The organism is Enterobacter sp. QK-SA4 (assembly GCF_056856775.1).
Genome location: NZ_JBXFXH010000007.1, coordinates 3,550,799 through 3,573,564, shown reverse-complemented (window position 1 = coordinate 3,573,564; position 22,766 = coordinate 3,550,799). Strand labels below are relative to the sequence as shown.

Here is a 22,766-nt window from a genome sequence, read left to right as displayed (position 1 = left end):
GTTAACCATGTCTGAAAATCCAGTGATTGCGCTGATAGGTCCCGGTGCGATTGGGACCACGATTGCCGCAGTGCTGCATGACGTCGGGCGCACGCCGCTGCTGTGCGGGCGCACCGCGCATCCGGAATTACGCCTGCGCCATGACGAGGGGGAAACGGTGGTGCCCGGTCCGGTATTAACCGATCCGGCCGTCATCACGTGCCCCGTCGATCTCGTTTTTGTGGCGGTAAAAACGACGCAAAATGCCGACAGCGCCGGATGGCTGCGCGCCCTGTGCGATGAACACACCGTGGTCTGCGCCCTGCAAAACGGCGTGGAGCAAAAAGCCCAGCTTGAGCCGTGGGTAAACGGCGCGACGGTGCTGCCGTCGGTGGTGTGGTTCCCGGCGCAGCGCGAGCCGGATGCCTCCGTGTGGCTGCGGGCGAAGCCGCGCCTGACGCTGCCGGACGTGCCCCAGGCGCAGCGGGTGGTGGAGGCGCTTCGCGGTACGCGCTGCGCGGTTGAGCTCTCGGCAGATTTCGCCACCGTCGCCTGGCGCAAGCTTCTGCAAAACGCGGTCGCCGGGCTGATGGTGCTTTCCAACCGCCGCGCCGGGATGTTCAGGCGCGAGGATATCAGCGAGCTTGCGCTGGCCTACCTGCGCGAGGGGCTTGCCGTTGCCCGCGCCGAAGGGGCGAAGCTGGACGATGCAGTGGCGCAGGAGATCCTGGCGAACTTCCAGCGTGCGCCTGAGGACCTGGGCACCTCGATCCTGGCCGACCGTCAGGCCGATCGCCCGATGGAGTGGGATATCCGCAACGGCGTGATCCAGCGCTACGGCCGCAAACACGGGATTGCGGTGCCCATCAGCGACGTGGTGGTGCCGCTGCTGGCGGCAGGGAGCGAGGGGCCGGGCTAACGGCCGCTGTTTTTCCGTTCGGCAAAGTAGTGGGCGGGCGTGCTGCCCATCGCTTTTCGGAACATGGTGATAAACGCATTCACGGATTCGTACCCGAGCGTTGTCGCCACGTTCTGGACGGGCACGCCGCTTGCCAGCTCCCGCAGGGCAATAATCAAATGCAGCTGCTGGCGCCATCGACCGAAGCTCAGCCCGGTTTCGCGCTGCATCAGGCGGGCAAACGAACGCTCGCTGAGGGCGAGCCGTTTCGCCCAGTCCTTCAGGGTGCTTCTGTCCTCAGGGCGGCTGACCAGCGCGTCCGCCATGGCGCGAATTTTCGGATCGGTTGAGACCGGCAGGCTTAGCTTCTGCTGCGGCATGCTGGCGAGCTCGTCCAGCGTGACCCGGGTCAGCCTCGCGACGTGGCCGTCGGCGGGATAATCAACGCCTTCGCGCGTCAGACGATCGACCAGCTCCTTAATCAGCGGCGAGATCGCCAGCGTGCAGCATCTCTCCGGCAGCGCCGCCGCGCCGGGCTCAATAAACAGATAGTTGAGATGCGCGTTCCAGGTCGCTTTGGCGCTGTGCGGGATCCCGCCGGGGATCCAGACGGCGCAGTCCGGCGGCACGATCCAGATATCATTCTCCGCGTAACAGCTGACCGCACCGTATCGGGCAATAATCAGCTGCCCCTTGCGGTGGGTATGCACCGGCACTTCCGCGGTGTAGTCCACGAAGTCCAGATGACGCGCCACCGCCGGGCTGGCGGTAGAGTCGGGGTCATACAGCGTAGTAGCAGGTTGAGGCTTCACGATTCTGGCAACATTTAGGTATTTTTTGACAGAATAGAGTATTTAAGCGGGTCTGCAAGCCGGTAATAATCCCGGCATGAAAAACATCCTATCTCATTCCGTTCGTCTCCCCGCCGCGCTGCGAAACGATGCGGGCGCGCTGATCTATTCCGCGAAGAGTTTTGCCGCGGCGATGCTGGCTTATTACCTCGCGCTGTCGATCGGTCTTGAGCGTCCCTCGTGGGCCATTATTACGGTTTACATCGTGTCGCAGACGTCGGTCGGAGCATCGCTGAGCAGAAGCCTCTACCGGCTGGCCGGTACCGTGGCGGGTGCCAGCGCGACCGTTGTGATTGTGCCTGCCTTCGCGAATACGCCAGTCCTGTGCAGCGCGGTGCTGACGGGCTGGATCGTATTCTGCCTGTGGCTCTCCCTGCTGGAACGCACGCCCCGGGCTTACGCCTTTGTGCTGGCAGGCTACACCGCGAGCCTGATTGGTTTTCCGGCGGTGTCCGATCCCGGCAGCATTTTTAACGTCGCCATCGTCCGCGTGCAGGAGATCGCGATTGGGATTTTCTGCGCGGCGCTGATCCACCGCTACGTGCTGCCCGCGCGCGTATCAGGCCAGTTCAACGCTAAATTATCCCAGACGCTACAGGCCGCGCGCGGGCGGGTGGCGGATACCTTAGCGGGCAAACCCGACGCGGCTTCCGGCCCCCTGCATCTGGCCCTGGCGCTGCAGTTCCTGCAGGGCATCAGCCACCATATTCCGTATGATTTTGCCCTTTCAGCCCCGGTGCGGCAGGCCAGAAAAGCGATCCACGACCGGCTGGCGCGGCTGGTTATCGTCAACTGTGAACTGCACGATCGCCTGCCAGCGATCGGAACCCTGCCCGCCGACGTGCAGGCATTGCTGGGCGACGTTCAGGCCTGGCTGGCCGCTGAAGGCGCTGATGCCAGCAGTACGCCAGAGTCGCTGCGGCTCCGCTGTGCGCTTCTCATCGATCGGTATGCCGCGCAGGCGCAGACGTTTGACGACGCGCTGCAGGTCAGCTTTATCCGCTACCTCTCGGAGGCGGTCGCGCTTCTGCAGCAGTGCGAACGTCTTTCCGGGGCCATCCACCATGCAAAACCCGTATTTGGGGAGATGCAAACCCGCGCGGCGAAAGGGTACGTTTTCCACCGCGATCCTCTTACCGCCGCCCGCACGGCGATGGGGGCTTTCGCCATCATCCTGAGCGGCTGTCTGGTCTGGATCTTCTCGGCGTGGCCGGATGGCGGCACGGCGGTGTCTATTCTGGGGGGCTGCTGCACGCTGTTTGGCAGCTTCGATACCCCGGCGCCGCACATCGTGAAATACATCATTGGCTCGTTCTGGGGCGTGGTCATTAGCCTGTTCTACAGCTTTGCGCTGCTCCCGCTGGTGAGCGATTTCCCGGTGCTGCTGGCGGTGCTTGCCCCGGCGTATCTGCTGGCCGGGTCGCTTCAGGCGCGCCCGCCCACCACGTTTATGGCGATGGGGATCACCCTGACGCTGCCCATTCTGTGCGAGCTGGGGGCGCACTACAGCGGAGACTTCGCCGTTGCGGTCAACACCGCCATCGCGCTCTTTGCCGCGACCGGTTTTGCCGTCATCAGCATGAGCCTGCTGCAAACCGTGCAGGCGGATGGCGCCATCACGCGTCTGCTGAACCTCTGCCAGCGCGACATTCGCCGCAGCGTGAAGGGCACGCTGCGGGTTGATGAAACGCAGTGGATCAACCTGATGATGGACCGGACCGCCCTGTTGCTGCCGCGCCTGCAGCGCAGCGCGCGCGCGCCGGAGCAGGCGCTCGATCGACTGTTACACGCGCTGCGTCTGGGGCTGTCTGTCATGCATTTACGCCGCAGTGACGCACCGCCCGGCAGGGAGGTTGACGCGCTTTTTCATCGGATAAACGCCGCGGACCGTAACGCCTTGCGCGAACGCATTGCCGCCCTTATCGAGCGCCATCTGCCTGCGGCAGATGAACACTCGCGCCAGTTGGTCTTCAGGCTGGTGGATCTGCACTGTGCATTACGGGAGCCAGACCATGGTTAACGATCTCAATCTCGGCGGGGTTTTTATTCCGGGGCTGCTGACGGTCGCCCTCGCGGCGCTGGTCTGCACGCTGGGCCTCGTCGCGCTTTTCTCGCTCAGCAGGCTCTACCGGCGCTTGCCGTTTCGCCCCCTGATGGATGTTTCAACCTGGATTGTCACCTTTTTCCTGCTGATGCAGGGCCTGACCGCGTTGGGGTTATTGTCATGAAATCACTGCTCTCTTTACTGGCTCGCTATGCGCTGACCTTAAGCGCCGTCGCGGCGGCCACGCTTCTGGCGTTTATGATGTGGAAACACTACGCGCAAACGCCGTGGACCCGCGACGGCCGCGTGCGGGCGGACGTGGTGCAGATTGCGCCGGACGTCTCCGGGCCGGTCATCAGCGTAGCCGTGCAGGACAACCAGTGGGTGAACCGGGGCGATGTGCTTTACACCATCGATCCGCGCTGGCTTAAGCTGGCGGTGGTCAGCGCGCAGGCTGATGTGGAATCGAAACGCCATGAGATGCTGATGCGCCAGGACGCGGCCCATCGGCGCACGCTGATTAAAAACGCCATCTCGAGCGAGGATTTGCAGCAAACCGGCAGCGCGGCGAACGTCGCGGCGGCCAATTATCACGGCGCGCTGGCCGCGCTGGATCTGGCAGAGCTGAATCTGGCGCACGCCACCGTGCGCGCGCCGGTTTCGGGGTACGTCACGCACCTGCGGCTTCGCCCCGGAGACTACGCGACGGCGGGGGAGACGAAGGTCGCCATCGTCGATGCGCACAGCTTCTGGGTGGTGGGGTACTTTGAGGAGACCAAGCTGCGCCATATTCGCGTCGGGGATGCCGCGCAGGTGGTGCTGATGGGCTACGAGCCGGTCATCGCGGGGCACGTGGAAAGCATCGGGCATGGGATCGGGGACAGCAACGACGAGACGGGCGGGCTGGGTCTGCCCGACGTCGAGCCCACCTTTAGCTGGGTGCGGCTGTCGCAGCGCGTGCCGGTGCGCATTCATATCGACAGGCTGCCGGAGGGCGTTGAGCTGGTGGCGGGGCTGTCGGCGAGCGTGGCGGTGGGGCGGTAGATAAGGATTGAAGCGACTATTCCTCGCCTACAAAATTATCGGCTTCAGGAGAGTAATGCTGATAAACGCATGCGAGCTTATGCCCGTCAGGATCGCGCAGATAGGCAACATAAAAGTCGGGGCCGTACGCGCTTCGCGTACCAGGCTCGCCTTCATCCGTTCCTCCCGCAAGAAGGCCAGCTGCATGGAACCGTCTGACAAGATCCGCGTTATCTGCACTGAATGCGAACATTGTCCCGTTTCACGCCGTCGCGGGCTGCTTGCCAAAAGGAGGACAAATACAGAAGCTGAACCCCTCGCCGGGATTATTTTCATCTCCCAACATTGCCCAGCTTTCAGTCCAGGCTGGCAGACGCGAGTAGCCGAGAACGTTAAAAACTGCGTCATAAAAATTCACGGAGCGCTGGAAGTCGTTTGTACCTACTGTGATATAAGCCAGCATCTTATGACTCCCGTCCTTCAATATTCGATTTAACAGCCTTCAGCGTCCTTTTACGGATCCAGCCGCTACCCGCCCGTATTATCAGCCAGTAAGCCGACATTTTTAGCCGAGTGCGTCTGTCAGGACAAAAGATGAATGTTTCCGTAGAGAGCTCATACTTGCCTGGCGCCAGCTCCATTATCTTGTAGCGCAGCAACAGTTTCGCGCTGCCGGGCGCGGCTGGGGTCTGAAAAGCGCTGGCATCCGGCACGTTTTCCAGACCAAAATCGGAACGCCAGAATTGTCCTCTTAAGCCGTAACAGATTTCTGATGCTGAATTTTTCAAAAGGGTAAAACTGTGCAAACCAAAGTTGCCGATCGACTGTGGCTTCTGGTTGCGCAGAAATTTTTGCGGTATTTGACGCAATGACATTAACCGCCGAATCACGGCATCTTGCCGGACGTCAAAGCTGGCAATCATTGGCAGAATATTTTCAGGGCGGCTAGTGTGAATGACCGTTAGGTGTTTCTCATGAAACTGGAACTGGGGGAGAAAAGCGGGAACATCCTGCCACTGAGCAAGCGCTTTGCGGGTAACGAATCCAGGGTTAAGCATCTCTCTTCCTTGTCATCCCTTGCGTCCAGCCAGAGTAACAGATGGTGTGTCGCAGGCAATTACCAGGAAAAGAGAGGGCAACAGGGAAGTAAGTGTAACGAGCCGGTTGGGTTAACCACGTTCGCTTCTTTACGAATGGAGAAGTTCAGTGATTTCTTTGCGCTTTCTTGTTGCCCATTCAGGTTTGATAGAGAGCATTAAACTGTATTGTCTTCTGAAATAAACCTCTCTAAATTCTCGTTCAGATGAATGGCTTGCTGCATACGTTGAGGCGAGCCCCGCCACGGCACTCTCCACAAACCAATACAGAATTTCATCGTCACTGAGCGTTACTTTTCGCTGTATTTCAAGGCCTCTTTCACTGACGATAAAATGATATTCTTTGCCATGAATTTCAAGATAGGGAGTTGCAGCCCCATCGGGTTGGTCAGGGATAAAGAAGTAATGGTTTGGCCTTGTCCCTCCGCCTAATAGCTCACCTATTCTTAGAAGCTCGTTTCGTAGTTCTTCAATTGTTTTCATAAACAGCTCTTTGTTCTTGTATGTAAACGACTCATTACCGCGGATTGGTTACAATGCGCCTGCTCTCGATCACTTCCCCACAAACGCACTCACCGGCAAACCAAAACGTTTCGCCAGCGCACGCATATGAAGCTCCGGAGATTCGTTCACGCGAATGCTTGATTAGGAAATTCTCTGGTTGCCGCATTGAAAGACGCTCTTAAGACTATGTGCATCCTTGCCCCTTGTTTCCGGGCTGGAAACATTATAGGTGTGATTGGTGGGTAGACAATGTGGCAACATTTGCGAAGTGCAGTTTTCATATGCTCGTGATGCCGGCACTCATTTAATGAGTGCGAACATTGTATGAGGTGACTGTGAATGATATGTCCGATTTGTGCCAGAAGCGGACATAGGGGAGCCTCCTCTTCAACGTTAGCTATGCGTATTCTATCCTTTAAATGCATATATTTTTAAGACGCCAATAGCATAATTCACTTGAATATCATGGAGTTAATAAGGTTCTTTGCCTGTTGGAGGGATAAAAAAAGCTGATGCCTTATGAAACATTTTAATAATGACTCAATCTCGCGCACTTCGTAATGACCTTTATTTAGGGATGAGATATAACGAGCTTCGAAAATAATTAACATTCTTATAACGTTGTTGAGGTTAAGCATATGAAGCAAGTTGGCATCGTCGGTTGGCGAGGAATGGTCGGTTCTGTTTTGTTGCAGCGGATGCTGGATGAAAATGATTTTAAGGACATTTCTGCGCATTTTTACAGTACCTCCAACGTAGGGGCTGCGGGACCTGTCATCGATGGCATAAGCTATACGCTCAAAGATGCGTACTCCATTGATGCTCTTGCGGAAATGGACATCATAATAACGTGTCAGGGCGGCGATTATACTAAAGCGGTTTATCAGGCATTGATTGCTCATGGTTGGGAGGGCTACTGGATTGATGCGGCATCAGCGCTGCGGATGGATGAAAGAGCCTGCATTATTCTCGATCCCGTGAATCGCACCCATATCGATCGTGCCGTCAAAGAAGGTATTAAGCTCTTTGTCGGTGGTAATTGTTCGATCACGCTTAGTCTGATGGGGCTCGCCGGGCTGATAAAGGCAGATCTCATTGAATGGATGAGCGTGATGACCTATCAGTCCGCATCGGGGGCCGGTGCTCAGTATGTACGGGAATTAATTACGCAATGCGCCTATATAAGCAGCCATTTGTCCGCCGATGAACTGGCATCGTCAGGTTCAGTACTTCCGTTAGTCAATAAGGTCAGTGAACTGATTAATAGCGCTGAAATGCCGACTCAGAACTTCGGCGCGCCTTTAATGGGTAGCATCATTCCATGGATTGATAGCGATTTAGGCGATGGCAACAGCCGTGAAGAGTGGAAGGGTGAGGCAGAAACGAACAAAATCCTTGGTCTTTCTCCCGGAACGATCCCGGTAAACGGTTTGTGTATACGGGTCGGCGTGATCCGCTGCCACAGTGCTGCCATAACCCTGAAGCTCAAGCGAGAAGTTAGCGAAGCGGAATTTGCAGATTTAGTGGCGCATGCTCATCCCTGGGTTAACTATGTGCCTAATAACAAGGAGGAGAGTGTCAGCAAATTGACACCTGCCTATATCAGCGGTTCGCTCCAGGTGGGCATTGGCCGTTATAAGAAAATGTCGCTGAACAATGACCCGATTTATTCGGTTTTAACGGTAGGTGATCAGCTCTTGTGGGGCGCGGCCGAACCTTTGCGCCGTATGTTAAATATTCTGCTCGGCAGAGTTTGATTCATTTTATGCAGACCAAAGCACCTACTCGGTAGGTGCTATTGTTATGTGGCGTCGCGTTATATTGTGCTCCGCAGCAAATTTGATGAGCATAGATGGCTTACTTCATCGTCCGCTCTTCGCTCTTAACGGACATTCATCAAGCAACGTTGTTCTTTGCATAAGACCGAAATCTTACTTCTTACTCAGCAGCATTCCGGCCTCCTGCTACTTAACTCAGTGCGCCGTAATATACGGCTCCTTCACAAACTCAGCCAGCAGCCAGACCATATCATGCAGTAGCCCGACGAGTTCTTTCGCCACGCTCGCAGACAGTGTCCCGCCCATCACCGCCAGCGTTAACGCCACAGCATAATCCACTTGCAGCGTCGTCTCCTGCCAGCAGTCCGGCACGCAGGAGGTCATCTTTTCCCCTGCAATCAATTGTTCAACCAGATACGCTGGAAGTTCGGCATCGCAGCATTCCCGCAGCCGCTTCAGCGCAGCCAGCAATCGCTTGCAGAGTGTGGCAAACGTCACCGCGTCGTCAGTTTCCACCAGCACGCTAACGTACGCAGTGCAGGCGTCAGCCAGTTCAAAGAGATCCGCAGAATCGGGAAGTTGTACGTGGAGAAGGTGATAAACAGCGCTTTCTTCAGTAAGCGCGTAAGAAAATCCAGGGATAGTAGCCATAAGGCATCCTCTTTATGCAAAAAAATATTAACCGCCCGATGAGTTCCTACGCTCAGAGGGGGTAGCGCTGACGGAGGTAGGAATACCGTGCATAAAGAAAAACGGCCAGCCTTTCGACTGCTCCGTCAGCGCCACCGTGATTCTAACGGGATATGCGCTGTCGCGACAAAAAATATCGCTTTATGCTAACGGGTTCCTACGCCCGGTTACGGATGTGCCGCAACGCAGTCACTTTACGACCGTGAAGAAAGGATGAAAAGGGATGCCCCTGAATTACATAAGGTTGCTTGCAGGTTTGCGAGGCGGCTTCCAGAAGGGTATTGCCGGGTGGCGGCGACGCCTTACCCGGCCTACAACAACCACCAACCAAACCGACCGCTACCCCTCGCTCATCATCGTCAAAAACCGCTTCACCGTTCGCGAACGTTCAAAACGTCGCCAGCAGAGCGCGATATCGGTATAGAGCTCCGGCGAACTCAGCGCGTGATAGGTGACATTCGGCGGTGAAATGGCCGCCATGGATTTGGGCACCAGCGCGAAGCCGCCGCCCGCGGAAACCATGCTCAGGGAGGAGGAAAGCTGCGACGACTGCAGCGCGTGCTGCACGTCAATTCCGGCCCGCTCGCAGCAGCCGTGAACCCGTTCGTACAGCCCCGGCGCGACCTCCTGCGGGAACAGCACCACCGGCGTATCCCGAAGCTGCTCTAGCGCCAGCGAATCGCACGCCGCCAGCGGATGCTCGCGATGCAGCGCCACCACCATCGGCTCCCGGTCGAGGATTTTTAACTCGAACGCCTTGCTGCTCTCGCAGGGCAGGCGCACGAAGGCGATATCCAGTTCACCCTCCGCCAGCATCGTCGTCAGCGACGACATATTGGCTTCCACCTGGTGAACCTGCACCGCCATGTTCTGCACCTGAAACTGGCGGATCAGCGCGAAAATTTTGGGATGAAATGCGTCGGAGCTGGTAATGCCAATCGACAGGTTGCCGTTCAGCCCGCGCGCGATGCCGCGGGCTTTTTCCAGCGCGGCGTCGCTCAGCGCCAGGATCTTGCAGGCGTCCTCGTAGAAGGCTTCTCCCGCCTCGGTCAGCTCTACGCCCCGCGTCAGGCGTCTGAACAGCGGCGTGCCGACTTCCTCTTCGAGCCGTTTGATCTGCTGACTCAGAGGAGGCTGTGAAATACCCAGCGCTTCGGCCGCCCTGGTGAAGTGTCGCTCGCGTGCAACCGCGACAAAATACCGCAGATAACGAAGTTCCATATCTAAAACGTCTCAAACCAGCATGGTTTCTATATTGGAACTCTCTGCTGAATCGGGTCAACATTTATTTAACCTTTCTAAATAAAGTTGAAGAGGACGAGCACGATGATGCATTCATCTGCCTGCGACTGTGAGGCAAGCCTGTGCGAGACCCTGCGCGGGTTCTCCGCCCAGCATCCTGACAGCGTGATCTACCAGACATCGCTAATGAGCGCCCTGCTAAGCGGCGTGTACGAAGGAGAGACCACCATCGCCGATCTGCTGGCACACGGTGATTTTGGACTGGGCACCTTCAACGAGCTGGACGGTGAAATGATTGCCTTCAGCAGCCAGGTGTACCAGCTGCGCGCCGACGGCAGCGCCCGGGCCGCGAAGCCGGAGCAGAAAACGCCGTTCGCGGTGATGACCTGGTTCCAGCCGCAGTACCGCAAAACCTTCGATGCGCCGGTCAGCCGTCAGCAGATCCACGACGTCATCGACCAGCAGATCCCCTCCGATAACCTGTTCTGCGCGCTGCGCATCGACGGCAACTTCCGTCACGCCCACACCCGCACCGTACCGCGCCAGAAGCCGCCGTACCGCGCGATGACCGACGTGCTCGACGACCAGCCGGTGTTCCGCTTTAACCAGCGCGAAGGGGTGCTGGTCGGGTTCCGCACGCCGCAACACATGCAGGGCATTAACGTGGCCGGCTATCACGAGCATTTCATCACCGACGACCGTCAGGGCGGGGGTCATCTGCTCGACTACCAGCTGGAGAGCGGCGTACTCACCTTCGGCGAAATTCACAAGCTGATGATTGACCTGCCCGCCGACAGCGCGTTCTTACAGGCCAACCTTCACCCCAGCAATCTTGATGCAGCGATCCGTTCCGTCGAAAACTAACAGGAGAACTACCGTGAACAGTGAGAAACAGTCACGTCAGTGGGCGCACGGCGCCGATATGGTTATCGGCCAGCTGGAAGCGCAGGGCGTGAAGCAGGTGTTTGGGATCCCGGGTGCGAAAATCGACAAGGTCTTTGACTCCCTGCTGGACTCCTCCATCGAGATTATTCCGGTGCGCCACGAAGCGAACGCGGCGTTTATGGCGGCGGCGGTAGGGCGTCTGACCGGCAAGGCCGGGGTAGCGCTGGTCACCTCCGGGCCGGGCTGTTCTAACCTGATCACCGGCATCGCCACCGCCAACAGCGAAGGCGACCCGGTGGTGGCGCTGGGCGGGGCGGTGAAGCGGGCGGATAAAGCCAAGCTGGTACACCAGAGCATGGACACCGTCGCCATGTTCAGCCCGGTCACCAAATACGCCGTGGAGGTCAGTTCACCGGACGCGATTGCCGAGGTGGTTTCCAACGCGTTTCGCGCCGCCGAGCACGGCAGGCCGGGGGGCGCGTTCGTCAGCCTGCCGCAGGATATCGTCGACCAGCCCGCGACGGGGGGCATTTTACCCGCCAGCGGCCCGGCGCTGATGGGCCCGGCACCGGAGTCAGCGATTAACGACGTGGCGAAGCTTATCGAAAACGCCAAAAACCCGGTCATCTTGCTCGGCCTGATGGCCAGCCAGCCCGCGAACAGCGCCGCGCTGCGCAAGCTGCTGGAAAAAAGCCGCATTCCGGTGACCAGCACCTATCAGGCCGCCGGGGCGGTAAACCAGGAACACTTCACCCGCTTCGCCGGCCGCGTCGGCCTGTTCAATAACCAGGCGGGCGATCGGCTGCTGCATCTGGCGGACCTGATTATCTGCATCGGCTACAGCCCGGTGGAGTACGAGCCGTCCATGTGGAACAGCGGCGACGCTACGCTGGTGCACATCGATGTGCTGCCTGCCTATGAAGAGCGTAACTACGTGCCGGATCTGGAGCTGGTGGGGGACATCGCCGAAACGCTGAACCTGCTCGCTAACCGTATCGATCGTAAGCTCGAGCTGAGCCAGCGGGCCTCCGAAATTCTGGTCGATCGCCAGCATCAGCGCGATCTGCTCGACCGCCGCGGCGCCTCGCTCAACCAGTTTGCCCTGCACCCGCTGCGCATCGTGCGGGCCATGCAGGATATCGTGAATAACGACGTGACGCTCACCGTTGATATGGGCAGCTTCCACATCTGGATCGCCCGCTACCTCTACAGCTTCCGGGCGCGTCAGGTGATGATCTCCAACGGTCAGCAGACCATGGGCGTTGCTCTGCCGTGGGCGATTGGCGCGTGGCTGGTGAACCCGGGCCGCAAGGTGGTTTCAGTCTCCGGTGACGGCGGCTTCCTGCAGTCAAGCATGGAGCTGGAAACCGCGGTGCGCCTCAACGCTAACGTGCTGCACATCATCTGGGTGGATAACGGCTACAACATGGTTGCCATTCAGGAAGAGAAAAAATACCAGCGTCTTTCCGGCGTCGAGTTCGGCCCGGTCGATTTCAAAGCGTATGCCGACGCCTTCGGTGCGAAAGGCTTTGCCGTGGAGAGCGCCGAGGCGCTTGAGCCGACGCTGCGTGCGGCGATGGATGTGGATGGCCCGGCCGTGGTGGCCATTCCCGTCGACTACAGCGATAACCCGCTGCTGATGGGCCAGCTCCATCTCAGCCAGATTTTGTGACTCACGATAAGGACAGAGAAATGCAAAAAGTTGCTCTCGTAACAGGCTCAGGCCAGGGGATTGGTAAAGCGATCGCGCTTCGCCTGGTGAAAGACGGTTTTGCCGTCGCCATCGCCGACTACAACGTTGAGACGGCCAGAGCCGTCGCCGATGAAATCATCCGTAACGGCGGCAACGCCGTCGCCGTGAAGGTCGATGTCTCTGACCGCGAACAGGTGTTTGCGGCGGTGGAGAAAGCGCGCACCGCGCTGGGCGGCTTTAACGTTATCGTGAATAACGCCGGGATTGCGCCGTCTACCCCCATCGAATCCATCACGCCGGACATTGTCGACAAGGTTTACAACATCAACGTGAAAGGGGTGATCTGGGGGATCCAGGCCGCGATTGACGCGTTTCGCAAAGAGGGGCACGGCGGCAAGATCATCAACGCCTGCTCCCAGGCGGGCCACACCGGCAACCCTGAACTGGCGGTCTACAGTTCCAGCAAGTTCGCGGTGCGCGGCTTAACCCAGACCGCGGCACGGGATCTCGCGCCGCTGGGGATCACCGTTAACGCCTACTGCCCGGGCATCGTCAAAACGCCGATGTGGGCGGAAATCGACCGTCAGGTCTCCGAGGCGGCGGGTAAACCGCTCGGCTACGGGACCGAAACCTTTGCCAAACGCATTACGCTTGGCCGCCTGTCCGAGCCGGAAGATGTCGCCGCCTGCGTTTCATACCTGGCAGGCCCGGACTCCGACTACATGACCGGCCAGTCTCTGCTCATCGATGGTGGGATGGTGTTTAATTAAATTCTAATAAGCTCTGACATGAGTTTTCCCCTGCACCCGTGCAGGGGCTTTTTTTTGTCTCCTCCGTCATTGTGCATTACACTGCGCGCTGCAAAACTTTAGTCATTACGATCTGACAGGCGGTAACAGCGATGAACGGTACAATCACAACGTGGTTTAAAGATAAAGGCTTTGGATTTATCAAAGATGAAAACGGCGACAACCGCTATTTTCATGTGATTAAGGTCGCGAACCCCGATCTGATTAAGAAAGATGCCGCGGTGACCTTCGAGCCGACCACCAACAACAAAGGACTTTCCGCCTATGCGGTGAAGGTGATCCCCGAAAGCAAACATCTCTTTATTGCTGGCGAGCGCGTGAAGCTCTCCTCGATCAAATCCTTCGTGGTGTTTAACGAAGAAGAGCCGGCTGATACCAAAATCGACAAAGAGAACGCGGTGCTGTCGGTGGGGCTGCTGATGAACAGCATCAAGCCGAAATCCGAGAAAAAGCCGGGCGAAATGCGCACGGTGAAGAAGCTGGCGATCACCACTTTCCAGAATACGACGCTGATCTTCACCGAAGATGAGATCGACATCGACGCCACGGTGAAGCTGCTGAAGTAACGTTTTGCCGGGTGGCGGCGACGCTTACCCGGCTTGCAAAACCCGCGCGGCGCTCGCCGCCGGGCATATACGAAACATATCTACGCGGCACGAAACGTAGGCCCGGTAAGCGCAGCGCCACCGGGCACCGCCGCGCGCACTTACCCCATCCTGTGCTCACCCCGTAACATCGCCTCGCGGTCAAACACCCTCTGGATCTCCCCGTGCGCCATAAACGCCGCCCGGTCGGACATATGCGCAATCACGTCCGCGTCGTGGCTCACCAGCAGGTAGGTCATGCCGTGCTCGGCCTTCAGGCGGTTGAGCAGGTTCAAAATTTCCGCCTGCACGGACATATCCAGCGCCGAAGTCGGCTCGTCCAGCAGCAGAAGCTGCGGGCGCAGCAGCAGCGCACGTGCAATCGCCACGCGCTGGCGCTGGCCGCCGGAAAGCTGGTGCGGGTAACGTTTACCCGCGTCGGCGGAAAGCCCGACCTGCTGCAGCGCATCCGCCACCTTTTCCGCAACCTGCGTTTCGCCGTGGATGTTTAACGGCTCCGACAGGGTGCGCGCAACGGTGTGGTTTGGGTGCAGCGACGCCCACGGATCCTGAAACACCATCTGCACGTTGCGGCGAAGCTCGCCTTCAAAACGCCGTCCTGGCCGTAGCGCCTCTCCCAGGATCGAAATGCGGCCGTTCCACTCGCGCTGCAGCCCCGCCAGCACGCGCAGAATAGTCGATTTCCCGCAGCCGGATTCGCCGATCAGGCTGAAGGTTTCGCCTTTCTCGATGCCAAAGCTGGCGGCGGACACCGCCGTTTTCTCCCCGAATCTCACCTGGAGATCGTTAACCTCAACGAGCGCCATTATCGGCCTCCTTCCACGGCTGCGAGCGGTCCAGCGTCGGCAGCATCTGGCCGAAGGTGCTCGCGTTTGGACGGCAGGTCCACAGGGTGCGCGTATACGGGTGCGTCGCCTGCGGAAGCCTGTTCGCCGCCATCTCATCGACCTTTTCGCCCTGATACATCACCAGCACGCGGTCGCAGTGTTCCGCCACCAGCGGCAGATCGTGGCTGATGAGCAGCATCGCCATCTGGCGTTCTTCGCTCTGCTGCACCAGCAGCTCGAGGATCTGATTGCGCAGGCGGGCGTCCAGCGCGGAGGTGGGTTCGTCGGCAATCAGCACCTGCGGGTTGTTGATCAGCGCAATCGCGATCATCACCCGCTGGCCCATGCCCCCGGAGAGTTCGCCGGGATAACGCTGGAGGACATGTTCGTTGAGTCCGACGGCGCGGATGATGTCGTAAATGCGCGCCAGGTGCTCGGCGCGGGGCAGGCGCTGGTGCAGGGTCAGCGCCTCATCAAGCTGAGCGGCGACGTTTTGCGCCGGATTCAGCGCGTAGCGCGGGTCCTGCAGGACCATCGCAATCCCGTTGCCGCGCAGCGCCTGCCAGCGGCGGGTGCTCAGGGTCAGCAGGTCGTTGCCGAGCACGTTAAGCCGGTTCGCGCTCACGATGCCGGGCTTACGCACCAGCCCCATCAGGGCGCGGGCGGACATTGATTTGCCCGAGCCGGATTCCCCCACCAGCGCCAGCCGCTCGTTGCCCAGCGTGAAGCTGAGGTTGTTGACCACGCGCGCGGCGGGGTAGTCGATATTCAGCGCATCGACGATGACGCGTTGTTCAGTCATGCTGCGGCTCCAGTACGTCGCGCAGGCCGTCGCCCAGCAGGTTAAAGGCCAGGCTGGCAAACAGAATCGCCCCGCCCGGAATGGCGGCTATCCACCACTGGTCGAAAATCACCTGCATGCCGTCGGCAATCATCGCGCCCCATTCGGCCATCGGCGGACGCGCGCCAAGACCGAGGAAGCCCAGCCCGGCGGCCGCCAGAATAATCCCCGCAAGATCCAGCGCCAGCCGCACAATCGCGGACGGCAGGCACAGGGGCAGAATATGGCCGACCAGCAGGCGCGGGCCGCGAATGCCCATCATCTCGGCGGCGGCGAGGTAGTCGCTGTGGCGCAGACGCTGGATCTCGCTCCGCGCCTGCCGCGCGTAGGCAGGCCAGGTGGTTAAGGCCAGCGCCAGCGCGCCGTTGACCAGCCCCGGGCCAAGCATCGCCACAAACGCGAAGGCGAGGATCAGACGCGGCATCGACATTACCACGTCGGTAAAACGCATCAGGATGCGCTCCAGCCAGCCGCCGTAGTAGCCGGACAAAATCCCCACCAGCAGCCCGGCGGGCAGGGTGATTACGGTGACTAACGCCACCAGCCCGAGCGCCGGGCGGGTACCGTAAATCAGGCGCGAAAGCAGGTCGCGCCCGTAGCTGTCGGTGCCCAGCCAGTGCTGGCCGTTCGGTGCCTGCAGGCGCGCGGCGGCGTCCTGCCAGTTCGGATCAAGCGGTGCCAGCCAGGGAGCGAACAGGGCAATAACCCCCAGCAGCGCGATGGCTACCAGCCCGCAAAATGCGGCAGGGGAGCGGCGCAGGCGGCGTAAGAAGAGATAAAACGGCATCAGCGCACCCTGGGATCGGTCGCCCGCACAAGCAGGTCGGTAAGGTTATTAATGAGTACAAAGCAGACGCCAATCAGCAGCGTGCCGCCCATGACGGCGGTGGTATCTCCGGCGAACAGGGCGGTGGTGAGGTAGCGCCCGATCCCCGGCCAGGAGAAGACGGTTTCGGTTAATACCGCACCTTCCAGCATGCTGGTGTAGGCGAGAGCGATTACCGTCAGCAGGGTACCGCGAATGTTCGGCAGCACGTGGCGCAGCAGAATGGTCATCTCCCCGGCGCCCTTGGCGCGGGCAAGCAGGATGTACTCTTTGTTCATTTCGCTCAGGCAGGCGGAACGCGTCAGACGCGTGATGCTCGCCAGCGAGTAATAGGCCAGCAGCAGCACCGGCAGCACCAGGTGGCTGAGGGCGTTGCGGAACGCCTCGCGGTCGCCGGAAAGCCAGGTATCCACCAGCGCAAAGCCGGTACGCGGCTCGACGGTGAACTGCCAGATATCGTCCAGCCTGCCGGGACCCGCGCTCCACTGCAGCTTCGCGTAGAACAGGGCCAGCATCAGCAGGCCGAGCCAGAAAATCGGTACCGAGTTGCCGAGCAGGGTGAGGGTTCTGATGGCGAGATCGAGCGGCGAACCGGCGTAGCGGGCGCACAGCACTCCGGCAATCACGCCGAGCACGGCGCCGATGATTAACGCCAGCGTGGCCAGCTCCAGCGTGGCGGGGAACGCGTGCAGCAGGTCCTGCAGCACCGGCTGCCCGGTGGCGCTGGCGGTGCCTAAATCACCGTGGGCAAGGTTTTGCAGGTAGTGCCAGAACTGCACGAGCAGGGGACGATCCAGCCCAAGCTGGTGGCGAACCTGATCGTAGGTTGACTGGCTGGCGTGATCGCCGACGATCTGCAGCACGCGATCGACAGGTGAAAACGCCGAGAGCGCAAACGTGACGAGCAGCAGCCCGAAGAGCGTGAGCAGCAGGGTCAGCAGACCCTGAAGCACGCGGGTGGAAAGATGTGGCATGGGAAATCTCTTCATGCCGGGTGGCGGCTTCACCTTACCCGGCCTACAAAAACTGAAAATAAGCACGGACGGCCCCCTCTCCCTTGGGAGAGGGCGGGGTGAGGGGAAACAGGCGGCTCTGTTGCGCGATGTTGCCCTCACCCCAACCCTATCCCACGGGAGAAAGAGAAGGGCTACTTCGTGACGCGGTCGTACCAGACCATATCCGCGTTCAGCCCCTGCTGATACCCCTTCACGTTATCGCGCACCACGATCTGGGTTTTACCCTGATCGACAAATACGTACGGCGAATTCTGCTGCAGCTGCTCCTGCATCTTCTTGTAAAGATCCAGACGCTTCGCCGGATCCGGCTCGGCTACCGCCGCCAGCGTGGCTTTGTTCAGCTCCGGGATTTTCCAGCCGTTCAGCCCGGCCACGGTGCTGGATTTACCGTCGTTCCACGCGAAGGCGCTGGCGTTAGAGTGCGCGTCGAAGTAGTCCGGGATCCACAGACGAATCGCCGCCTGATGCTGCTTTGCGCGCACGCGGGCATAGACCTGGCTCCCGGCGGCAGGCAGCAAATCGACCTTCACGCCACCCTGAGCAAAGCTCGCCTGCATCGACTGGGCGATGGTGATAAACGGCGGCTTGTTCTCCACGTCCAGCGTGAAGTGCGCGTCTTTAATACCCGCTTTGGCGAGAATGGCTTTCGCTTTTGCCGGGTCAAACTTAAACGGGTTGTCTTCCAGCGCGCCCGGCAGGCCGACCGGCAGGAAGCTCTGATGAACAAAGTACTGGCCTTTCAGCAGATTTTTGGTGATGCCTTCATAATCGACCAGCCAGCGCGAGGCTTCCCAGAACGCCGGGTTGTTCAGCAGCGGGTTGGCGCTGTTGCCGGTGTTAAACACCAGGTAATTTTGCTTGGCGGACGGAATGCTCAGCACCTTAACGCCCGGCTTGCCGTCCAGGGCGCTTATCTGATCTGCTCCGAGATCGCGCGCCACGTCCGCATCACCCTGCTGGATCAGCAGGCGGCGTGAGGCCGGATCGGGGACGTTTTTAATGATGATGCTTTTGAGCTTCGGCGCGCCGCCGGGTGCCGATTCGTTAGCTTCCAGCACGATGGCCTGATGCGGCTGATAGACGCGCATTTTGAACGCGCCGCTGCCCGCGGAGTGCATTTTCAGCCACGCGTTGCCGAAGTCTTTATCCTTCACGTTTGCCGCAACCTGCTTTTCATCGACGATGGAGGCAATCGGCGTGGAGAGAATATTCAGCGCCACCGACGGGCTAACGTCCGCCGTCCAGTGAAGCTGGAGGGTATGGTCGTCCACCTTTTTCAGCTGGCTGGCGATGTTACTCGCGTCCCAGCCCAGCACGTTCAGAATAAAGGCCGGGGATTTGTTCAGCGTCACGGCGCGGGTGTAAGAGAAAATCACGTCTTCCGGGCGCAGCGGGTTGCCGGAGGCGAATCTGGCATCGGGCTTAAGTTTGATCGTCAGCGTTTTTGCTGCCGCGTCCGCTTCCCAGCTTTCTGCCAGAATCGGGGTGATTTTTTCCGGGTTATCGCGGTCCGGCTGTACCAGACGCTGATACAGGCTCGGCACGGTCTGGATGCTGGAAAGCTCGTTGGCTTCGGCCGGGTCGAGGCTCACGATGTCATCCAGCCCCTGGGCAACAACCAGCGTGTTGGGCGGAGTAGCGGCGTGGACAACGCCTGAGAGCGCAGCCAGCACCAGTAACGGCAACAGTTTTTTCGTCATAGCGATCCCTGAGAAGAATATATTGTGATTGTTTTATGCTCCGCTACGTTAGGTCGACTCTGACATTCCGCAAAGTCGAAATTCAGCTTTGCTTATATCTTGCGGGAATATCGCATGCGCTCGGGCTATTAAAATACGCTGCTTTTCGCCCGCTTTTTAACCTGCTATAACAAACTCCTTACCTTTCAGGGAGTCACCGCCGTGCCCGAAATCAATCAACATGGTCAAACCGTTAACGATATCGTTCCGGACTGGAGAGGCGCGCGCGTATTAACCCGCACGCCGCTGTTCGGCCAGTATTGCCGCCTGGAGCCGCTGGATGCCGATCGCCACGCGGCCGATCTCTATGAGGCCTACGCGCTGGGCGACGACAGCGACTGGACGTGGCTTGCCAGCACGCAGCCAGCGAGCGTGGAAGCCACCGCCCACTGGATCGTGGCTAAGGTGATGGACGATGAGCTGGTGCCGTTTGCCGTCATTGATTTACGCACCGAACGCGCGGTGGGGCTGGTGAGCTATATGGCTAACGAGCGGCTGCTGGGGTCGGTGGAAATTGGTCACGTGACCTGGTCGCGCAGGATGAAAGGAACCCGGATGGGCACCGAAACGGTGTGGCTGCTGCTGAAAAATGCGTTTGAGCACGGCTACCGGCGCGTCGAGTGGAAGTGCGATTCCATGAACATTGCGTCGCGCAGCGCGGCGGAGCGGCTGGGGTTTGTCTGGGAAGGACGCCTGCGCCAGAAGCTGGTGCGCAAAGGGCGCAACCGCGACAGCGATATGCTTTCTATTATTGACGGCGAGTGGCCGCAAAGAGACGCCGAGCTGCGCGCCTGGCTGGCGGCGGAGAATTTTGACGGGGAAGGGCGGCAGATTAAGCGGCTTGAGGCGTTTCGGTTATAAGTGTTTTATGTAGGGTACATCTGAAACGGTCGATCAATCTGCGGAAATGGCAATTTCGATCAAATTCGTTTTTCCGGACTGTAGCCCCTGCGTCACCGCCGTGGCGATATCCGCGGCCTGGGTCACCCGGCAGCAGCGGATACCCATCGCGGCGCCCAGCGACTGGAAATCAATTCGCGGGTTAATTAGATCCATCCCGATAAAGCGATCCAGCTTTGTCGAACTGTAGCCCGGCTGTCCTTTCATGAAGTTTTTCAGGATGTTGTACTCCAGGTTATTCATCACGATAAAGGTGACGGGCAGATTTTCGTGCGCCGCCGTCCAGAGCGCCTGCGGCGAGTACAGGGAGGCGCCGTCGCCAACCAGACACACTACCGGCTCGCGTCCCAGCCCCAGCGAGTGCCCTACTGCTGCAGGCATTCCCCAGCCCAGACCGCCGCCGCGCATAAAGTAGTAGCGCGGGTGCTGCTGGTCGGAGATAAACCGGCGAACGTGTCTGGCCGTTGCAATCGCCTCGTCGACAATCGTGGTGCCAGGTGGAACGGACTTTATCACCTCGTAGGCCGCGACCATCGGCGAAATCGCCGGGCGCAGCCGCTCGGCTGCCAGACGCTCTTCCTGCAGTTGCCACTCTTTTTCACGTTCAGCGCGTGCCGCTTTGAGCAGCCGCTGATGCGTCAATTTGCTTGCCACCCGGCGCTGCTCAAGCTTCGGCAGCAGTTCCTTCAGGGAGAGTTTTATATCCCCCATCACCGAGAGGCGGGTGGCGTAGGTGCGGCCAAGTTCGTTCATATCCGCCGAGAGCTGATACACCGCGCAGGTTTCCGGAATGGCCTCGCCCTCGCTATACAAAATGGTAATCAGGCTTCTGCCGCCGATGATAAACACCGCATCGTAGGCATTAACGACGCTGGCGATTTCATTTGCGGTGGTGGGCATATTGCCTCGCCAGAGCGCGTGCTGCGTGGGGAAGGGCAAATTCAACGGCCAGGAGGAGCCGTAGACGTGGGCGCCTAGCGCTTCAGCAAGCTGGACAATCTCCTGCGTCGAGCCGCTGGAGTGAACTTCATCCCCCGCCACAATCATGATCCTGCCGGGGGTAACTTCGCTGAGCGCCTGCGCCAGTTCGTCCAGCGAGCCCGCCACGGTGTGGTAGTTCACTTTAGAGGCCGTTTGTATCCCGGCGTCGCTGAGCTCTTCCATGACGTTCATCGGAAGCGAAAGCAGAACCGGGCCGGCCGGAGGATAGCTGGCGGCGTGAAATGCGCGACGCACCAGCACCGGGAGCTGATCGGCGCTGGTGACCTCCTGCGCCCATTTCACCACCGGCGAGCCAATGGAGACAATGTCATCGTACAGGAGCGGGTCGCGCACGTAGTGCCGGGTATCCTGCTGCCCGACGGTGACAACCAGCGGCGTTTTCATGATCCGCGAATTAATGAGATTCCCCATGCCGTGCCCAAGACCGCTGGCGGTATGCAAATTGATAAAACCGGTCTTGCCGGAGGCTTTCGCGTAGCCGTCGGCAATGGCGACCACGCTGCTCTCCTGGAGTGCCAGAATATAGTGAATATTTTCATGGCGAAGAAGGGCATCAATGAGCGGGAGTTCGGTGGTGCCGGGGTTGCCAAAAATATATTCCACACCTTCACTCTCCAGCACTTCAAGGAGAATGTCGGCACCCGATCGCATATTTAAATCTGATATGGACGTTAATGATTTAATCATAATGACACCTCATTCAGCGTTATTTAACTCATGCTAAAAGTCTTCCTGCGTAGGACGGACAATTATTTCATTTACATCAACGTCGCCAGGCTGTTCGATAGCAAATAATACGGCTCTGGCAATCGACTCTGCCGGAATAGCCTGCTTATAAAATTCATGCAGGAACTGTTTGCTCGGGGCATCAGAGCTGCCAAACTGCAGCTCGCTTTCAACGGCGCCGGGGGAAATAAGGGTCGTCCGAACGGTTTTCCCCGCTTCCTGACGTAAGCCTTCACTCAGGGCGCGGACGGCGAATTTCGTGGCGCTGTACACCACGCCGCCGGGGGCAAGGACCTTGATACCCGCCACGGAGGCCACGTTAATAAAGTGTCCGCTCCCCTGGCGCTGGAATACCGGGAATGCCGCTGCGATACCGTACAGCACGCCTTTGACATTGGTATCGATCATCCGGTCCCACTCGTCGGTTTTCAGCTCGCTGAGGGGGGCAATCGCCATAAAGCCCGCGTTGTTGATCAGTACGTCGACGCGCTGGTATGCGGCAACGGCAGCGTCAATCGCGCGCTGAACCTCCTCCTGTCGGGTCACGTCTGCCTTCACGGCAATCGCCTGGCCGCCCTGCTGAATAATGCGATCCACCAGGGCGTTAATTCTCTCCAGACGACGGGCAACCAGCACCAGAGAAAAAGGTTTATTTGCCAGATGAAGGGCAATGGCCTCACCAATACCGCTGCTGGCACCGGTGATAACAACAACTTTGTTTGCACTATTATTCATGATCTTATCTCACTGTTGTGTGATGCAAAAATAAAGGCAGGGACAAATTAAAGAAT

Annotated in this window: 24 protein-coding genes; 10 read left to right on the top strand and 14 right to left on the bottom strand. The window is 59.0% G+C overall.

The genetic code is table 11. The features are described from left to right. The first annotated feature begins 7 nt into the window (after nucleotides 1–7). Complete coding sequence (locus AC1VYI_RS18890) at nucleotides 8–898, top strand: oxidoreductase (protein WP_226483595.1); 891 nt, start codon at nucleotides 8–10, stop codon at nucleotides 896–898. On the opposite strand, the gene AC1VYI_RS18885 is transcribed toward AC1VYI_RS18890, so the two are convergent. Further along, a complete protein-coding gene (locus AC1VYI_RS18885; RefSeq protein ID WP_134866709.1) occupies nucleotides 895–1,689 on the bottom strand; it encodes an AraC family transcriptional regulator in 795 nt (264 codons plus the stop codon). The genes AC1VYI_RS18890 and AC1VYI_RS18885 overlap by 4 nt on opposite strands. A gap of 76 nt (nucleotides 1,690–1,765) precedes the next feature. Here AC1VYI_RS18885 and AC1VYI_RS18880 point away from each other — a divergent pair, with 76 nt between their 5' ends. The 3 genes from AC1VYI_RS18880 to AC1VYI_RS18870 are packed head-to-tail and all read left to right on the top strand — an operon-like array spanning nucleotide 1,766 to nucleotide 4,816. Beyond that, complete coding sequence (locus tag AC1VYI_RS18880; RefSeq protein ID WP_134866708.1) at nucleotides 1,766–3,748, top strand: FUSC family protein; 1,983 nt, start codon at nucleotides 1,766–1,768, stop codon at nucleotides 3,746–3,748. Next, nucleotides 3,741–3,956 carry a DUF1656 domain-containing protein gene (locus tag AC1VYI_RS18875; protein WP_059446521.1) on the top strand — a complete coding sequence of 72 codons (216 nt, stop codon included), beginning with the start codon at nucleotides 3,741–3,743 and terminating at the stop codon, nucleotides 3,954–3,956. Before AC1VYI_RS18880 ends, AC1VYI_RS18875 begins: the two co-directional genes overlap by 8 nt. Continuing rightward, the gene (locus AC1VYI_RS18870) at nucleotides 3,953–4,816 is read left to right on the top strand and encodes an efflux RND transporter periplasmic adaptor subunit (protein ID WP_134866707.1); all 864 of its coding nucleotides are present in this window, start codon (nucleotides 3,953–3,955) and stop codon (nucleotides 4,814–4,816) included. Before AC1VYI_RS18875 ends, AC1VYI_RS18870 begins: the two co-directional genes overlap by 4 nt. Nucleotides 4,817–5,057: 241 nt before the next feature. Here AC1VYI_RS18870 and AC1VYI_RS18865 read toward each other — a convergent pair whose 3' ends face one another. The 3 genes from AC1VYI_RS18865 to AC1VYI_RS18855 all read right to left on the bottom strand — a co-directional run bounded on the left by AC1VYI_RS18865 (nucleotide 5,058) and on the right by AC1VYI_RS18855 (nucleotide 6,375). Further along, nucleotides 5,058–5,258, bottom strand: coding sequence for a VOC family protein (locus AC1VYI_RS18865; RefSeq protein WP_226483598.1), 201 nt, complete (start codon nucleotides 5,256–5,258; stop codon nucleotides 5,058–5,060). 1 nt (nucleotide 5,259) lies between these two features. Next, complete coding sequence (locus tag AC1VYI_RS18860) at nucleotides 5,260–5,853, bottom strand: hypothetical protein (protein WP_134866706.1); 594 nt, start codon at nucleotides 5,851–5,853, stop codon at nucleotides 5,260–5,262. Nucleotides 5,854–5,982: 129 nt separating this feature from the next. Beyond that, a complete protein-coding gene (locus AC1VYI_RS18855; RefSeq protein ID WP_134866705.1) occupies nucleotides 5,983–6,375 on the bottom strand; it encodes an Imm63 family immunity protein in 393 nt (130 codons plus the stop codon). A 659-nt stretch (nucleotides 6,376–7,034) separates the two neighbouring features. On the opposite strand from AC1VYI_RS18855, the gene asd reads away from it, so the two are divergent. After that, on the top strand, nucleotides 7,035–8,153 hold the full coding sequence (gene asd / locus AC1VYI_RS18850) for an aspartate-semialdehyde dehydrogenase (RefSeq protein WP_045356493.1): 1,119 nt from the start codon (nucleotides 7,035–7,037) through the stop codon (nucleotides 8,151–8,153). 216 nt (nucleotides 8,154–8,369) lie between these two features. Here asd and AC1VYI_RS18845 read toward each other — a convergent pair whose 3' ends face one another. The 3 genes from AC1VYI_RS18845 to AC1VYI_RS18835 all read right to left on the bottom strand — a co-directional run bounded on the left by AC1VYI_RS18845 (nucleotide 8,370) and on the right by AC1VYI_RS18835 (nucleotide 10,085). Then, a complete protein-coding gene (locus AC1VYI_RS18845) occupies nucleotides 8,370–8,825 on the bottom strand; it encodes a hypothetical protein (RefSeq protein ID WP_045356495.1) in 456 nt (151 codons plus the stop codon). Between the two features lie 27 nt (nucleotides 8,826–8,852). Continuing rightward, nucleotides 8,853–8,960 (bottom strand): ash family protein, encoded by a 108-nt coding sequence (locus AC1VYI_RS18840; RefSeq protein ID WP_157843337.1) that lies wholly within the window; start codon nucleotides 8,958–8,960, stop codon nucleotides 8,853–8,855. A 243-nt stretch (nucleotides 8,961–9,203) separates the two neighbouring features. Then, the gene (locus AC1VYI_RS18835) at nucleotides 9,204–10,085 is read right to left on the bottom strand and encodes a LysR family transcriptional regulator (protein ID WP_226483600.1); all 882 of its coding nucleotides are present in this window, start codon (nucleotides 10,083–10,085) and stop codon (nucleotides 9,204–9,206) included. A gap of 105 nt (nucleotides 10,086–10,190) precedes the next feature. On the opposite strand from AC1VYI_RS18835, the gene budA reads away from it, so the two are divergent. The 4 genes from budA to AC1VYI_RS18815 all read left to right on the top strand — a co-directional run bounded on the left by budA (nucleotide 10,191) and on the right by AC1VYI_RS18815 (nucleotide 14,059). Next, nucleotides 10,191–10,970 (top strand): acetolactate decarboxylase, encoded by a 780-nt coding sequence (budA, locus tag AC1VYI_RS18830; protein ID WP_023310680.1) that lies wholly within the window; start codon nucleotides 10,191–10,193, stop codon nucleotides 10,968–10,970. Nucleotides 10,971–10,983: 13 nt separating this feature from the next. Continuing rightward, nucleotides 10,984–12,663: an acetolactate synthase AlsS gene (gene alsS / locus AC1VYI_RS18825; RefSeq protein WP_134866703.1), complete on the top strand. Its 1,680-nt coding sequence runs from the start codon at nucleotides 10,984–10,986 to the stop codon at nucleotides 12,661–12,663. Nucleotides 12,664–12,683: 20 nt separating this feature from the next. Next, entirely contained in the window at nucleotides 12,684–13,454 is a 771-nt protein-coding gene (locus tag AC1VYI_RS18820) for a (S)-acetoin forming diacetyl reductase (RefSeq protein WP_024906954.1), read from the top strand. Between the two features lie 131 nt (nucleotides 13,455–13,585). Then, complete coding sequence (locus AC1VYI_RS18815) at nucleotides 13,586–14,059, top strand: cold-shock protein (RefSeq protein ID WP_023310683.1); 474 nt, start codon at nucleotides 13,586–13,588, stop codon at nucleotides 14,057–14,059. 140 nt (nucleotides 14,060–14,199) lie between these two features. Here the strand turns inward: AC1VYI_RS18815 and AC1VYI_RS18810 are convergent, their stop codons facing one another. The 5 genes from AC1VYI_RS18810 to AC1VYI_RS18790 all read right to left on the bottom strand — a co-directional run bounded on the left by AC1VYI_RS18810 (nucleotide 14,200) and on the right by AC1VYI_RS18790 (nucleotide 19,308). Next, entirely contained in the window at nucleotides 14,200–14,904 is a 705-nt protein-coding gene (locus AC1VYI_RS18810) for an ABC transporter ATP-binding protein (protein WP_134866702.1), read from the bottom strand. Continuing rightward, nucleotides 14,891–15,727: an ABC transporter ATP-binding protein gene (locus AC1VYI_RS18805; RefSeq protein ID WP_226483611.1), complete on the bottom strand. Its 837-nt coding sequence runs from the start codon at nucleotides 15,725–15,727 to the stop codon at nucleotides 14,891–14,893. Before AC1VYI_RS18805 ends, AC1VYI_RS18810 begins: the two co-directional genes overlap by 14 nt. Continuing rightward, nucleotides 15,720–16,553 (bottom strand): ABC transporter permease, encoded by an 834-nt coding sequence (locus AC1VYI_RS18800; RefSeq protein WP_134866701.1) that lies wholly within the window; start codon nucleotides 16,551–16,553, stop codon nucleotides 15,720–15,722. The genes AC1VYI_RS18805 and AC1VYI_RS18800 overlap by 8 nt, the downstream gene beginning before the upstream one ends. Next, on the bottom strand, nucleotides 16,553–17,566 hold the full coding sequence (locus AC1VYI_RS18795) for an ABC transporter permease (protein WP_134866700.1): 1,014 nt from the start codon (nucleotides 17,564–17,566) through the stop codon (nucleotides 16,553–16,555). The genes AC1VYI_RS18800 and AC1VYI_RS18795 overlap by 1 nt, the downstream gene beginning before the upstream one ends. Nucleotides 17,567–17,739: 173 nt before the next feature. Continuing rightward, nucleotides 17,740–19,308, bottom strand: a complete 1,569-nt coding sequence (locus AC1VYI_RS18790) for an ABC transporter substrate-binding protein (protein WP_134866699.1) — start codon at nucleotides 19,306–19,308, stop codon at nucleotides 17,740–17,742. Between the two features lie 201 nt (nucleotides 19,309–19,509). Between AC1VYI_RS18790 and AC1VYI_RS18785 the strand changes: the two genes are divergently transcribed. Continuing rightward, a complete protein-coding gene (locus AC1VYI_RS18785) occupies nucleotides 19,510–20,208 on the top strand; it encodes a GNAT family N-acetyltransferase (RefSeq protein WP_023310689.1) in 699 nt (232 codons plus the stop codon). 33 nt (nucleotides 20,209–20,241) lie between these two features. On the opposite strand, the gene AC1VYI_RS18780 is transcribed toward AC1VYI_RS18785, so the two are convergent. After that, nucleotides 20,242–21,936, bottom strand: coding sequence for a thiamine pyrophosphate-binding protein (locus tag AC1VYI_RS18780; RefSeq protein WP_134866698.1), 1,695 nt, complete (start codon nucleotides 21,934–21,936; stop codon nucleotides 20,242–20,244). A 33-nt stretch (nucleotides 21,937–21,969) separates the two neighbouring features. Then, nucleotides 21,970–22,710: an SDR family oxidoreductase gene (locus AC1VYI_RS18775; protein ID WP_047174567.1), complete on the bottom strand. Its 741-nt coding sequence runs from the start codon at nucleotides 22,708–22,710 to the stop codon at nucleotides 21,970–21,972. Nucleotides 22,711–22,766: the final 56 nt, after the last annotated feature.

Bases quoted from the DNA above. Each gene is read 5' to 3' on its own strand.
- AC1VYI_RS18865 (WP_226483598.1), bottom strand. From the start codon at position 5,258: ATGCTGGCTTATATCACAGTAGGTACAAACGACTTCCAGCGCTCCGTG.
- AC1VYI_RS18875 (WP_059446521.1), top strand. From the start codon at position 3,741: ATGGTTAACGATCTCAATCTCGGCGGGGTTTTTATTCCGGGGCTGCTG.
- AC1VYI_RS18845 (WP_045356495.1), bottom strand. From the start codon at position 8,825: ATGGCTACTATCCCTGGATTTTCTTACGCGCTTACTGAAGAAAGCGCT.
- AC1VYI_RS18790 (WP_134866699.1), bottom strand. From the start codon at position 19,308: ATGACGAAAAAACTGTTGCCGTTACTGGTGCTGGCTGCGCTCTCAGGC.
- AC1VYI_RS18820 (WP_024906954.1), top strand. From the start codon at position 12,684: ATGCAAAAAGTTGCTCTCGTAACAGGCTCAGGCCAGGGGATTGGTAAA.
- budA (WP_023310680.1), top strand. From the start codon at position 10,191: ATGATGCATTCATCTGCCTGCGACTGTGAGGCAAGCCTGTGCGAGACC.
- AC1VYI_RS18835 (WP_226483600.1), bottom strand. From the start codon at position 10,085: ATGGAACTTCGTTATCTGCGGTATTTTGTCGCGGTTGCACGCGAGCGA.
- AC1VYI_RS18780 (WP_134866698.1), bottom strand. From the start codon at position 21,936: ATGATTAAATCATTAACGTCCATATCAGATTTAAATATGCGATCGGGT.
- AC1VYI_RS18815 (WP_023310683.1), top strand. From the start codon at position 13,586: ATGAACGGTACAATCACAACGTGGTTTAAAGATAAAGGCTTTGGATTT.
- AC1VYI_RS18800 (WP_134866701.1), bottom strand. From the start codon at position 16,553: ATGCCGTTTTATCTCTTCTTACGCCGCCTGCGCCGCTCCCCTGCCGCA.
- AC1VYI_RS18805 (WP_226483611.1), bottom strand. From the start codon at position 15,727: ATGACTGAACAACGCGTCATCGTCGATGCGCTGAATATCGACTACCCC.
- AC1VYI_RS18775 (WP_047174567.1), bottom strand. From the start codon at position 22,710: ATGAATAATAGTGCAAACAAAGTTGTTGTTATCACCGGTGCCAGCAGC.
- asd (WP_045356493.1), top strand. From the start codon at position 7,035: ATGAAGCAAGTTGGCATCGTCGGTTGGCGAGGAATGGTCGGTTCTGTT.
- AC1VYI_RS18870 (WP_134866707.1), top strand. From the start codon at position 3,953: ATGAAATCACTGCTCTCTTTACTGGCTCGCTATGCGCTGACCTTAAGC.
- AC1VYI_RS18855 (WP_134866705.1), bottom strand. From the start codon at position 6,375: ATGAAAACAATTGAAGAACTACGAAACGAGCTTCTAAGAATAGGTGAG.
- AC1VYI_RS18890 (WP_226483595.1), top strand. From the start codon at position 8: ATGTCTGAAAATCCAGTGATTGCGCTGATAGGTCCCGGTGCGATTGGG.
- AC1VYI_RS18880 (WP_134866708.1), top strand. From the start codon at position 1,766: ATGAAAAACATCCTATCTCATTCCGTTCGTCTCCCCGCCGCGCTGCGA.
- AC1VYI_RS18810 (WP_134866702.1), bottom strand. From the start codon at position 14,904: ATGGCGCTCGTTGAGGTTAACGATCTCCAGGTGAGATTCGGGGAGAAA.
- AC1VYI_RS18795 (WP_134866700.1), bottom strand. From the start codon at position 17,566: ATGCCACATCTTTCCACCCGCGTGCTTCAGGGTCTGCTGACCCTGCTG.
- AC1VYI_RS18860 (WP_134866706.1), bottom strand. From the start codon at position 5,853: ATGCTTAACCCTGGATTCGTTACCCGCAAAGCGCTTGCTCAGTGGCAG.